13 protein-coding genes are annotated in these 12,831 nt (G+C 35.9%); 4 read left to right on the forward strand and 9 right to left on the reverse strand.

Annotated elements, in window-relative coordinates; genetic code table 11:
- Nucleotides 1-118 precede the first annotated feature (118 nt).
- From PXG98_RS15350 to PXG98_RS15370, 5 genes are all read right to left on the reverse strand, one after another.
- Nucleotides 119-955: a CvfB family protein gene (locus tag PXG98_RS15350; RefSeq protein ID WP_276392595.1), complete on the reverse strand. Its 837-nt coding sequence runs from the start codon at nt 953-955 to the stop codon at nt 119-121.
- Between the two features lie 64 nt (nt 956-1,019).
- The gene (locus PXG98_RS15355; RefSeq protein WP_276392597.1) at nt 1,020-1,364 is read right to left on the reverse strand and encodes a DUF2853 family protein; all 345 of its coding nucleotides are present in this window, start codon (nt 1,362-1,364) and stop codon (nt 1,020-1,022) included.
- 33 nt (nt 1,365-1,397) lie between these two features.
- On the reverse strand, nt 1,398-3,155 hold the full coding sequence (gene menD / locus PXG98_RS15360; protein WP_276392598.1) for a 2-succinyl-5-enolpyruvyl-6-hydroxy-3-cyclohexene-1-carboxylic-acid synthase: 1,758 nt from the start codon (nt 3,153-3,155) through the stop codon (nt 1,398-1,400).
- 26 nt (nt 3,156-3,181) lie between these two features.
- The gene (locus tag PXG98_RS15365; protein WP_276392599.1) at nt 3,182-4,231 is read right to left on the reverse strand and encodes an isochorismate synthase; all 1,050 of its coding nucleotides are present in this window, start codon (nt 4,229-4,231) and stop codon (nt 3,182-3,184) included.
- Nucleotide 4,232: 1 nt separating this feature from the next.
- On the reverse strand, nt 4,233-4,655 hold the full coding sequence (locus PXG98_RS15370; protein ID WP_276392600.1) for a PaaI family thioesterase: 423 nt from the start codon (nt 4,653-4,655) through the stop codon (nt 4,233-4,235).
- Nucleotides 4,656-4,712: 57 nt separating this feature from the next.
- Between PXG98_RS15370 and PXG98_RS15375 the strand changes: the two genes are divergently transcribed.
- Together PXG98_RS15375 and PXG98_RS15380 are read left to right on the forward strand one after the other, a co-directional pair.
- Nucleotides 4,713-5,366: an alpha/beta hydrolase gene (locus tag PXG98_RS15375; protein WP_276392601.1), complete on the forward strand. Its 654-nt coding sequence runs from the start codon at nt 4,713-4,715 to the stop codon at nt 5,364-5,366.
- On the forward strand, nt 5,363-5,911 hold the full coding sequence (locus PXG98_RS15380; protein WP_276392602.1) for a GNAT family N-acetyltransferase: 549 nt from the start codon (nt 5,363-5,365) through the stop codon (nt 5,909-5,911). The genes PXG98_RS15375 and PXG98_RS15380 overlap by 4 nt, the downstream gene beginning before the upstream one ends.
- Before the next feature lie 30 nt (nt 5,912-5,941).
- Here the strand turns inward: PXG98_RS15380 and PXG98_RS15385 are convergent, their stop codons facing one another.
- The 3 genes from PXG98_RS15385 to PXG98_RS15395 all read right to left on the reverse strand — a co-directional run bounded on the left by PXG98_RS15385 (nt 5,942) and on the right by PXG98_RS15395 (nt 9,523).
- On the reverse strand, nt 5,942-6,880 hold the full coding sequence (locus PXG98_RS15385) for a hypothetical protein (RefSeq protein ID WP_276392603.1): 939 nt from the start codon (nt 6,878-6,880) through the stop codon (nt 5,942-5,944).
- Between the two features lie 105 nt (nt 6,881-6,985).
- Nucleotides 6,986-8,893, reverse strand: coding sequence for a molecular chaperone DnaK (gene dnaK / locus PXG98_RS15390; protein WP_276392605.1), 1,908 nt, complete (start codon nt 8,891-8,893; stop codon nt 6,986-6,988).
- Between the two features lie 168 nt (nt 8,894-9,061).
- A complete protein-coding gene (locus tag PXG98_RS15395) occupies nt 9,062-9,523 on the reverse strand; it encodes a nuclear transport factor 2 family protein (RefSeq protein ID WP_276392606.1) in 462 nt (153 codons plus the stop codon).
- Between the two features lie 110 nt (nt 9,524-9,633).
- On the opposite strand from PXG98_RS15395, the gene panB reads away from it, so the two are divergent.
- Both panB and PXG98_RS15405 read left to right on the forward strand, forming a co-directional pair.
- Entirely contained in the window at nt 9,634-10,452 is an 819-nt protein-coding gene (panB, locus tag PXG98_RS15400; RefSeq protein ID WP_276392608.1) for a 3-methyl-2-oxobutanoate hydroxymethyltransferase, read from the forward strand.
- 9 nt (nt 10,453-10,461) lie between these two features.
- On the forward strand, nt 10,462-11,160 hold the full coding sequence (locus PXG98_RS15405) for an RluA family pseudouridine synthase (protein ID WP_276392609.1): 699 nt from the start codon (nt 10,462-10,464) through the stop codon (nt 11,158-11,160).
- Nucleotides 11,161-11,165: 5 nt separating this feature from the next.
- Here the strand turns inward: PXG98_RS15405 and PXG98_RS15410 are convergent, their stop codons facing one another.
- Complete coding sequence (locus PXG98_RS15410; protein WP_276392610.1) at nt 11,166-12,710, reverse strand: hypothetical protein; 1,545 nt, start codon at nt 12,708-12,710, stop codon at nt 11,166-11,168.
- Nucleotides 12,711-12,831 lie beyond the last annotated feature (121 nt).

Here is a 12,831-nt window from a genome sequence, read left to right on the forward strand (position 1 = left end):
ACGTTCAGTTAAAATTAACTAAAAAGCTTATAATCAGCAAAATAATTAATTCCATACTGCAAAAATAATTTATTTAGATGAGGAAAAAAATATAGAACAAACTCAATTATACTTTATTTTACTTTTTTAATTGATATATGCCGTCTTTCTTTATATCAATTTTTCTAGCCTTATACAGAGTTCCTATAGCCTTTTTAAAAGTTTTCTTGCTCATTTGTAAGGCTTCCTGGATATCTTCCGGAGAGGATTTGTCGTGCAAAGCCATATAACCGCCAGCTTCAGATAACATGGAGTACACTTGGGCTGCTGAAGGTTCAATTTGAAGATGGCCAATAGGTTTTAGGGATATATCAATTTTTTTATCTGATCTAATCTTTTTAACATAAGCATTTAGCCTATCTCCAATTTGAATGGGTTGATAAACCTCGTCTCGGTATATTAAGCCTAAATGCTTCTCATTTACAATTACCTCAAATCCTAAATCGGTGCTTCGAGCAACTAGTATTTGCACCTCTTCCTTCGGTTGCAGGCTAAGACCGTTATTGTTCAAATGTTTTTTTATCCTTGCTGAAGCCACAAGTCTAAACGATTTTTCATCCAGATAACAATAGACCACATACCAATGTCCGTCTCTCATTTTTTCTCTTTGCTCTCTAAATGGCACCAACAAATGCTTTTCTAATCCCCAATCCATAAAGGCTCCAATCTCATTAACTTCTGCAACTCTTAAAAAGCCAAACTCATTGCGCTTTACATAGGGTTTCAAAGTGGTTGCTATTGGCCTCTCTTCATGATCCAAGTAACAAAAAACTTCTAAAGTATCCCCCACTTGTGCATTCTCCGGAACATACTTGGTTGGTAATAATAAGTCGTCTACATCCTCATCTCCCAAAAACATGCCCACAGAAGTTTCCCTTAGTATTTCTAATGTATTAAAATTGCCTAATTGTATCATTGAAGAAAGATTACAGCATAAAAAAACCGTTCAGAATCTGAACGGTTCTCGATGCGTTATTTTTTTAATTATAAATAGATTCTTTACCGAAATACTTCGCAAGCTGGTAATATACTACTGCTCTATGCTTGTTTCTAACGGAAGAACCATAAGTATTTAAAACACTTTTAATTGCTTCCATTAATTCAGGGCCATCCGCAAGGCCTAGTTTTTTAATTAAAAAATTATTCTTTACGGTTTGCAGTTCTTTTTCATCAGTCCCAGAAACTTTGGACGAGTCCATATTGTAGATAGAAGGTCCAAGACCGTCAGTTACTTTTTGCAAGAAATCCATGTCCGGAGTTTCTCCAAATTTATCTTTAATTTCAGCGGCGTATTGTACTATAAGTGCTGCCTTTCTTTCGCCCATGGTTTAATATTTTCTATATAATTTTCTAAAGTTCTAAGATATGAAATCAAAATAAGCAAGCAAAATTTTATCATTCAATCTTCTAGGAGTTTTCACTTCTAAAAGTACTGGTAATGAAGAGGGTAAGTAAAGGCTTTTAAGTTCCTTGTCTAAAGAAATCTCATCGTCTGCCTGTCTATATTCCATGCCGTAAATTGAGCAAATATGAGTAAGCTCTAATTGTTGTGTTGTTTCAAAAAACTTTTCATAGTTTGGCGTATCTACTTTTCCAGGTAATATCCTAAAAATTCCGCCACCTCCGTTATTTATTACCACTATTCTAAAGTCCTTTTTCAAATAGTCATGCCAAAGGCCATTACTGTCGTAAAGGAAACTAAGATCCCCAGTTACCAATAAAGTGGGTGTTATATTGTAAATCGAAGCTCCAACGGCTGTAGAGACAGACCCATCAATACCACTAGTTCCTCTATTGCAATAAACATTTATGGAAGAATCTAGATTAAATAATTGAGCATAACGCACGGTAGAGCTATTGGCCAATTGAAGCATATAATTTGCAGGAATCGATTTGCAAATACTGGCAAAGGCCTTGAAGTCGGTAAAGGGAATTTTTTTTATATACAAATCTCTTTTTGCCTCGTAAGCGTCTTTTATCTTAGTCCATTTATCGAAATATTCACTTTTAATTTCTAACTCTGCAACTGCCAAATATTGAAAAAATGTATCCACTCCCATTTCAAGATGTAGACTTAAGGAGAAAAAAGTATTATAGGCCTTTTTAGGATTAACATGCCAGTGATTTTTGGGTTTGTAATTTCTCAAAAATGCTTTAACCTTTTTTGAAACAATTAAGCCCCCAAAGGTAACTAATAGATCTGGTTGTAATTCTTTAAACCATGCATCTCGGTCTTTCTTTTTTTCGATCGGAGCAATTACACTATCTATGCTCGGAAAAAAATTCTTGTGGTGAATATTAGAAGTTACTTCAGTGAAAACGATAATATTTGGAGCTTCAGACAACATGTCTAAATACTGTGGCCCTATGGAATTAGGCGGACTTACACCAATAATTACAACTATCTTTTTACTAGAATTCCAAATCTTCCTCAGACTATTCCATGGATATTCCGGTATCTCTTCTTTCTGTTTAACTTCATAATTAGATGGCGATACGTCAACCTTTTCTACTAAATTATATAAAGGTTCCTCAAAAGGAATATTAAGGTGTACCGGAGCATTCTGATGTTTATTAATGTCAAAAAGAGTAGACAATTCTTCCTCGTTGTACTTTTGTACGGCAAATTGATCTTCTTCAAGCGATTTGGTTTTGGATAGTAGTTGGGGTGCAAGCTTTTCTATTGTTGAAGTGGCATGGATTAAATCTTGCTTTAAACTGGCAGTATAGGCTATATGATTTTGAAAAACTCCCACCTGTCGGATCGTCTGCCCGTCTCCTATGTCTACTTTATAGGATGGTCTGTCTGCCGAAATAACAATAAGAGGTATATCTGAATAAAAAGCCTCGGCTATGGCAGGATAATAATTTAGCAGAGCACTCCCGGAAGTACAAACGGCAATCACTGGTGACTGTAATTGTTGGGCCATTCCAAGGGCAAAAAAGGCAGCAGATCTCTCATCCACGATACTAAAACAACTAAAAAAAGGGTCTTCAGTAAAACCAAGGGTCAGTGGAGCATTCCTCGAACCGGGAGATATAACAATATTTTTTATCCCCCTAATTTTGCAGTATAAAACTACTGTTTGCGCAGAAGGAATACTAGAGTAATTCATAGATTACAAAAATACAATGCTCTGCATTAATAGCGCAGCATATTTAGCATTGTTTTACTCTTATGTATGGTTTCTAACCACTCTAATTCAGGTACTGATTTTTCTGTTATTCCCCCTCCAACAAATATTTTGATTCCTGTATCGGTCTGTTTTAAACACCGGAGGTTAACAAAAAGAGAGGTTTCTGCAGGTGAAATAGATTCTATCTCCCCCAAAAAACCGGCATAGTACTCCCTGTTGTATCCTTCATAGCGCATAATAAATGAAGTAGATTCAGCAACTGGCAGACCGCAAACCGCAGGAGTTGGATGTAACTGACAAACCAAATCTAGCAAGCTGTTGGTTTTGCTGGTACCAGAAATGGTACTCTTCAAATGCCATAAATTCCCGGCTTTAACTGTTTCTTGAGGACCAACTTCCAAATCTTCTAACTTGTTTTCCAATTGATTAGAAATATGCGCTGTAACGAGCTGTTGTTCTTCCTTTTCTTTCGCTCCCCAACTTGGATTCTCCGAAGTGTCCCAAGGCATAGTACCTGCCAAGGACATGCTGGTTAATGAACCATTTTTTAATGAAAATAATAATTCTGGAGTGGCTCCTAACCAAAGACCAATTTTTGGATGAAACCACAGATAACAAAACGCATTGTCATAGGTGCTAAGGATATTCTGAAAAACAGCCAAGGCATTAAGTTTAGCGTCTAAATCGATAGCCCTGGAGAGTACTACTTTTTTTAAATTTTGAGTTTGAATATTTCTTATGGCCGTTTTGATAAGCTCAATATAGGCTTCTTCCCCACTCTCTTTAGCTTCCAAAATTTTCAATTTTTTATATTTCGCCTTGACCTTATCAAAAGATGCGACAGACACTTCATCTCTAGGAATCAAAACCGTTTCGTAGTCTTTACTAAAAGGAGCAAAAACAAAACCAACCCGGTCTAGTTTTGGACAAGTAATTAAAGCGTTAGAATGCTGATAGATTGCTCTAATAGTCTTCTCGCCAGGTTTTCGATAACAAACAAAAGGCAGCTCTTTCCTTAATTGACTTTCTATTCTCTTAAAAAATTCTGGCAACATATTAAGATTTAGACAAGGCTATAGTGGTTAGTTTACAAATGGATATGAGTTGATTTTCCTGATTTGTTACTCTTATTTCCCATAACTGTGTTGTTCTTCCTTTGTGGATAAGAGAGGCCTTCGCATAAACAAAACCATCTACCACACTTTTTAAGTGATTGGCAGATATTTCTATTCCGCGAATAGCATATTTCTGTGCATCTAAGAATACATAAGAAGCAGCACTCCCTACACTTTCGGCCAAAGCTACTGTGGCGCCTCCGTGTAAAATTCCATCAGGCTGATGTACTTTAGAGTTAACAGGCATTCTGGCAATTAGAAAGTTTTCCCCTACGTCTACGTATTCAATGGAAAGAGTTTCCATTAAGGTATTGGGTCTAATTGCATTACAAACCTTTAAAATTTTCTCTTTGTATTCGTTCATAGAGTTATTTTTGTGTAAAATTAAGCAATAGAAATAAACCCGAGGCAAACAAATGGCATGAATCAAAATTCAACTGTTAAAACGGTTACTTACATTAACTCTAATTCGTATGAGACCCTAAATTCTGTTGGTACCGAAACGAAATACGTTTGGTTCGTATTTCATGGAATGGGATATTTAAGTAAATATTTTTTAAAGTATTTTAAGACTCTTCCTTCCAAAGAAAATTATATTATTTGTCCCCAGGCACCTTCAAAGTATTATTTAAAAGAAGATTTTAAACATGTTGGAGCCTCATGGTTAACTAAAGAAGAGACCAAAGAATCTCTTGTCAATGTATTTTCCTATTTAGATGCAGTTTGGCAAAGTGAGGCTATTGGATCGGATGTAAAACTAATGGTATTTGGGTATTCACAAGGGGTTTCTATCGCGAGCAGGTGGGTAGCAAGTCGACAAATTAAGTGTTCCCAATTAGTATTCTACGCAGGCAGTATTCCAAATGATTTAAAAAAATGCGACTTTGCTCACCTCGATCAAAATACAAGGATTACCTACATTTATGGAGATGAGGATCCGTATATAAATGCCGATAGAGCGCTACTAGAACAACAGAAGATTAATAAAATATTTGGTACTAAAACCAACCAAATTCAATTCAAAGGAGGTCATGAAATTAAAATTGAGCTTCTAGAAAATTTAATTGTACAATGACAAATCCCACTTTAGAAAACAATCGGGTTATCTTATCTCCCTTGGGACTTGATAATTACCTTGAGTTAGCTGCTGTCGCAAAAGAAAAAAACTTAATTCAATATTCCCCTTCTACAATTGAAACAGAAGCAGAATTAAAAAATTATGTGCTAAAAGCATTGGAACAAAACAATAAGTCTCAGGCAATTCCATTTCTGGTTTACGACAAGCAGTCGCAGGCCTATGCTGGCTGTACCCGATACATGAATATCGATTGGTTAAACAAAAATTTAGAAATTGGATCTACCTGGATTGGTAAAAATTTCCAAGGAACAGGTCTAAATGGAGAAATGAAACGCCTCATGATAGATTTTGCTTTTCAAAATATGGGCTTTGAGCGAATTGCATTTAAGGTCGACGAAAGAAATGTAAGATCCCGAAATGCCGTTGAAAAACTTAACGCGGTTTTGGAAGGCATATTAAGGCAAGACGTTTACCTAAGTAAAGAATATAAGAGAAATACTTGTGTTTATAGTATTTTAAAAAACGAATGGGCCGGCAAATAAGATTAGCTCTCCCGTAAGACCAATAAGAATCTATGATTTATTGGCATTTACTTCCTCCGGCTCGTAATACTTTATTCTTCTTGTTTTAAAAAGATTTTCCGGACTAATTATTTGTTTAACCCAGTTGCCATCAGTTTCCTTGTCATACTGGTAAATATATTCAAGAGATTTCAAAGATTTTCCCTCCTTTATGTCTTCTTTGGCAAGCATTCCAGCAGCATCATAAGAAAACCGGCTTGTCTTTTCTAGAGCAAAAGAATTCTTATATATATCGAAAATGTATTCCTTCAAGGAAATTAGTTTATCCTCTTTATCAAATACTTTTTCTTTGGCCCTATTGGGATCTCCATTTAAAAATTGTTTGGTCAATACCACTTTCAATTTATCGTTTTCCTTATAAGAAGTACGAATAGTTTTTTGAATTACTCCATTCAAACTGTATTCCTCAGTTATTTCCCCTTTGTATTCGGTATATGATATTTGTGTTTCGTCGACTCCTTCATTATTAGATCTAATAATAGTTTGAATTTTTTGGTCTTCACCGTAATGGTATTCGTATCGTTCCAAAGTCTCACCGGCGTAAGAAATAATATCTTCAATTACCACCTTATTCTTAGTGGTATCTATTGCGTAAAAGTGCGCAATAGAGGTTTGTTTGTCAAAGGTTCCGTCTCTATACACCTCATCTCGCTTTTCCACTAAAAAGCCATCCGAGTACTTATAATAGGTAACATTATAATCCTCTTCATTAAAGCGAGTTAAATTTTTAGTTAATATACCTTCTTTGTTAAACTCAAATTCTTCTTTTCCGTATTTAGTTATCACCAAACACGATTTTACAGGACCTCTGAGGTAAAAGTCAGATCTAGTAAATATTTGTGCTTCTTGCGCATACAGCCCTTGACTTATAGTACCTGGTAGGCATACGTTTATAAATAAAATTAAAAGTAGAAGGTATTTTTTTATCATTGGGATAAAATTAAACCTTTACCTAAGAAAAGAAAAATCTGAAGAGTGTATATAAACGAAAAAAGGGCAGTAATACTGCCCTTTTTAATTAAAAATAATTATTTATTACTTCACTTCTTCAAAATCTACGTCTTCCACATTATCTCCTTCTTTAGAATCAGCGGTAGCCTCTTCTGCACCACCAGCAGCAGGTTCTCCTTGCTGTGCCTCGGCTTGAGCTTTGTACATTTCTTCAGAAGCCACTTTCCAAGCCTCGTTAATCTTGTCGAGTGCTGGTGTAATGACAGCCAAATCTTTACCTTCATAAGCCTTTTTTAATTCTTCCAAAGCCTCTTCAATTGGCTTTTTCTTATCATCTGAAAGCTTATCTCCAAATTCTGTAAGTTGTTTTTCCGTCTGGAAAATCATTCCATCTGCTTCATTTAACTTATCCGCAGTTTCCTTGGCTTTTTTGTCAGATTCCGCATTGGCTTCCGCCTCGGCCTTCATCTTCTTAATCTCTTCTTCAGTTAAGCCGGAAGAAGCTTCAATTCGGATATCTTGAGATTTGTTTGTAGCCTTATCCGTAGCGGATACCTTAATTATACCATTGGCGTCTATATCGAAGGTAACTTCAATTTGAGGTGTACCCCTTGGTGCAGGTGGTATACCATCTAAATGAAATCTACCGATTGTTTTGTTATCAGCAGCCATTGGCCTTTCACCTTGCAATACGTGAATTTCTACAGAAGGCTGATTATCTGCTGCTGTGGAAAACACCTGAGACTTTTTTGTAGGTATCGTAGTATTTGCCTCTATCAGTTTAGTTAAAACACCACCCATGGTTTCAATACCAAGAGATAATGGAGTAACATCCAATAACAATACATCCTTCACATCTCCTGTTAGAACACCTCCCTGAATAGCTGCACCAACGGCAACTACTTCATCAGGATTCACTCCTTTAGACGGTTTTTTACCAAAAAAAGATTCAACCGCTTCCTGAACCGCAGGGATTCTAGTTGAACCACCTACTAAGATTATTTCATCAATATCACTTTTTGAAAGTCCAGCTGATTTAAGCGCAGTCTCACATGGCTCAATAGTACGTTTCACCAAATCTGCAATCAGTTGCTCAAATTTTGAGCGAGTCAAAGTTCTTACTAAGTGTTTTGGACCAGTTGCTGTGGCTGTTACATAAGGAAGATTAATTTCAGTTTGTGCTGAAGAAGACAATTCTATTTTTGCTTTCTCCGCAGCTTCTCTTAACCTTTGAAGCGCCATGGCATCATCCCTAAGATCAATCTGCTCTTCTTTCTTAAACTCCTCGGCCAACCAATCAATTATTTTTTGATCAACATCATCCCCTCCTAAATGTGTATCTCCGTCGGTTGCTAAAACTTCAAAAACTCCATCCCCTAACTCCAAGATAGATACATCGTGGGTACCACCTCCAAAGTCGAAAACAACAATTTTTTGATCTGAATGTTTCTTATCTAATCCATAGGCCAAAGAAGCCGCTGTAGGTTCGTTGATTATTCTTTCTACTTTTAATCCGGCAATTTCACCTGCCTCTTTTGTAGCTTGTCTTTGTGCATCGTTAAAATAAGCAGGAACTGTAATCACAGCCGAACTAACCGACTGTCCTAAATAATCTTCTGCTGTCTTTTTCATTTTTTGCAAAATCATTGCAGACAATTCCTGAGGCGTATAAAGACGACCGTCTATATCCACTCTAGGCGTGTCGTTGTCTCCCTTAACCACGGTATAAGGCACCCTGTTAGCCTCTTTTTGAGACTCAGAATATTTATTCCCCATAAAACGTTTAATGGAATAAATAGTTTTGTGTGGATTGGTAACCGCCTGTCTTTTAGCAGGGTCACCAACCTTAATTTCTCCACCATCTACAAATGCAATTACCGACGGTGTTGTTCTTTTCCCTTCTGCATTAGGGATTACAACTGGCTCGTTACCTTCCATTACGGAGACGCAAGAGTTTGTTGTACCTAAATCAATTCCTATAATTTTACTCATTTCCTATATTTTAAAGTTATCTATCCAATATTTAAATTCGGTAACTAAAAGACAAACAACATGCCAACTAACAAAAACTGACAGGATGTCATTTTAAATCAATCAAAACCATTAAAAAAGGCCTAAGCAAGTAGCTGCGGTCTGAAATAAATCTTGTAGGAAGAAGAGTTAGTCAAAACATGGTTCTTTGCGTCTTGTATCCATTATGGACACTATACTCCATTTGTCTTTCTCTTTTACAAGCTGGAAAGAATTAACCCCACAATGACTAAAAGAATCATTATACCAGAATTCATAGGGAGTCCATCCATGAGCCATGTCACCATCTATCTGAATATTAAAAGACAAGAGCTTCTCCTGAAACTTTACCGAGTCTGGTATGCTCAATATAGAGTGCAAAAAGGCATTAAAATTTACCTCGCGAAGTTCTGTTTTGCCAGATTCCTTGTTTTTTCCAATGGTTTTCAGACTTACTTCCGAGGAAAGACTAGATGTCAGTAGTAAAGAGTCTTGTTTATGAAAACCTTCAAAGAAGGTTTCAATTGTTCTCTGAACCTTTAAGCTTTCATTTTCTTGGGCGTTGACAAAAAAAATAAATTGAACTAAAACCGCGGTTAAAATAATCTTCATTTGCTATTCTTTATAAATTTTAAGGAATGTATGAAATTTTATGAAACATTGAAGCTAACTTATTTAATTAATCAAATCTCCTTACATTTAACATCCAAAAACTACTCCTGATGTCAGTTTCCAAAAAAGAGTTTAAAAGGGTCACCGTTAAGTCCTTAGTGGACATGAAACAACAAGGCGAGAAAATATCGATGCTCACGGCCTATGACTATTCCATGGCACGCATTGTGGACAATGCAAATGTCGATGTGATTTTGGTAGGAGACTCCGCAAGTAATGTCATGGCTGGACATGAGACTACTTTGCCCATTACCTTAGATCAAATGATTTATCATGCCTCTTCCGTCATACGAGCTGTAAATAGAGCTCTGGTGGTTGTAGACATTCCCTTTGGTAGCTATCAAAGTGATCCTAAAGAAGCCTTGAGATCTGCAATACGTATAATGAAAGAGAGCGGAGCACATGCGGTGAAGGTAGAAGGGGGAATTGAAATAAAAGAATCCGTCAAAAGAATTCTTAATGCCGGGATTCCGGTGATGGGGCATTTAGGTTTAACTCCTCAGGCTATTTATAAATTCGGCACTTATTCGGTAAGAGCTAAAGAGGCCGAGGAGGCGGAAAAGCTAATTGAAGATGCCAAGCTCTTAGAACGATTAGGATGTTTTGCAATCGTTTTGGAAAAAATTCCGGCTACTTTAACTAAAATAGTATCGGAAAATTTGACTATTCCTACCATAGGTATAGGAGGAGGTAAGTTCGCTGATGGACAGGTATTGGTAATTCATGATCTTTTGGGGATGACACACGAATTTAATCCTAGGTTTCTGCGCAGATATATGAATCTTTATGAAGATATGGGCAACGCTATTTCTCAGTATGTGGACGACGTAAAGAGCAAGGATTTTCCTAATGACGAGGAGCAATATTAGAGCTTTTACATGTCTCAAAAAACAAACAAGAACAACCTTCAAATATTATTCGAAGACAATCATATTATTATGGTCAACAAAAGACCAGGTGATATAGTGCAGGGTGATAAGACTGGAGACATTCCTCTGAGTGAAATTGTAAAATTATACCTCAAAGACAAATACAACAAGCCTGGCAAAGTGTTTTTAGGTGTGGTGCACAGACTAGACAGACCTACCTCAGGTATTGTGATTTTTGCAAGAACTTCTAAAGCACTTACTAGACTAAATAAACTTTTGGTGGATAAACAATTAAAAAAGACCTATTGGGCCATCGTTAAAAATAAACCAAAGAAATCAAAGGATACTTTAACCCATTGGTTAGTTAGAAACCAAAGACAGAATAAGTCCTATGCTAATAGCAAAGAAGTTCCCAATAGCAAAAAGGCAGTACTTGATTATGAAATATTAAAAACACTGCAGCGCTACTATCTTTTAAAGATTGATTTAAAAACAGGAAGACATCATCAAATTAGAGCGCAACTAACTGCTATTAATTCGCCTATAAAAGGGGATCTGAAATATGGGTTTGATAGGAGTAATAAAAATGCTAGTATTCATCTACACGCCAGAAAGGTTAGCTTTAAACATCCGGTTTCTTTAGAGCTTCTGGAGATAAATGCTGCCCCCCCTGAAGACGCCTTGTGGAATTCATGTATTAATGCGTGAGGCTATTATCGAGTGAGTGTCAATGCCTTCTCACGAATAATTTGAGCTACGGGTTTATTTTGTAAATGACTTTCTAACCAGGATATAATGTCTAAATAAAGAAATGCTCTTTTTTCATAGGGGTGGTCTTCATACTTTTTTAGTTCAACATACAAGCGTCGAAATTCGTTCTTTAAATCCTGAGGGTATATGTCTCCGAGATTTCTAAGAAATTTAATCATCTCTATCTGAACAGCCTGTAAATCATTCATTTTCAAAAGGAACTTATAGGTGCTTTTAAGTTGTACTTCCAAATGATAATCCATTCCTGCTTCATAGTGGGCCACCAAACTTAGTACTCTGGCAAAACACATGAGATCTTCGCGCATTTTTAAACTCTTATTATCGATAATCTTTTTCAAATACTGGATGCAGGTTTTGTTGTCTCCTATTCCAAAATAGAGACAGGCAATCTTATAATAAAGAACCATAATATGATGGGCATCTATACGATCTTTGTGCTTGTCAATACCATATTCTATAATTTTTACCAGATACAAGCCTTTTTCAAAAGTACCTTCTAGAAAATGTAAGTTTAACTTGTTTGAATACAAATAGAGAAACGCCAGAGAGGAAATGTTATCATTTTGTGGAAATTCCTTTTTCTCGATTATGCCTTCCATTTTGTCAAGAGTATCTCGGAACTGGGAGGCATATTTAACAAAAAACAAGGATTCTAATAAGTAGTGATTGCCCTTTAAAAAGAAAACAGGATTAAGGTAGATCATATTCTCGTTTTCGTAGAAAAGGTCTACCCACTTTATGGAATATTTATAGCACGACAGAAAGTCTTGAATTAAAAAACTATACCAAAGATGAGCCTTATATAGCCATAATTTTTCTCTGAATCCTAAATCTTCTATCTTGTATTCCGGCAGGTTTTGACTAAAATATCTCTTAACTCTGTTAAGGTCATCATCGTTTCTAACATAGCCCACTTTTAACATCATCCCATACAATTGGAGCGAAAGATTAGACAATCTGCTGGTCATTTCATTCTGCAATGAAAGAACACGCGCTTGTTCCACTAGTTCATCAGCTCTATCCGGGAGACTCCTTGTAATGTACTGTGTTTCAATTATTTTTTCTAATTCTACAATTTCGTAAGCAATATTCTTTTCCTCATTATCAATTGCAACTCCTTTTACTTTATCCAGAATCTTTAAACTTTGCTTGTACAATCCCTTTTGATAAAGAATAGTAGCGAAATCTAGTTGTTCTCTTATTTGAACTCTTATATTCTGATTAACCGGATTAAGACGTAGGGATACAAGAATTTGCTTGTATAAATGTGCCTTAAGATTAGACAATTGAGATTTTTTAACAATGCCACTTTCCAAAATGGCCTTCTCATCATATGTTTTGTTCTTATCCAGTAAATTAAAGAGCGCAAGAAACTTGGCATCCGTATTTACTCCCAAGCGACCGACATAAAGTTTAAACTGTCTTTTTTCGGATTTAGATAAGGACTTTACTAAAACAAATAAGGCGTCTTTGTTGACATTTGTCATCGTAAAATTAATTATTTAAATTATTGTTTATCAATACTTTATGAATACTGAAAACTAAATTAACGTTGTAAATAAAATTACGCTTTCAATGCTATTCTATAAGCTAGTGATATATTCGTAT

Origin of the sequence: Eudoraea chungangensis, from assembly GCF_029360665.1 — a bacterium.
GTDB lineage: Bacteria > Bacteroidota > Bacteroidia > Flavobacteriales > Flavobacteriaceae > Eudoraea > Eudoraea chungangensis.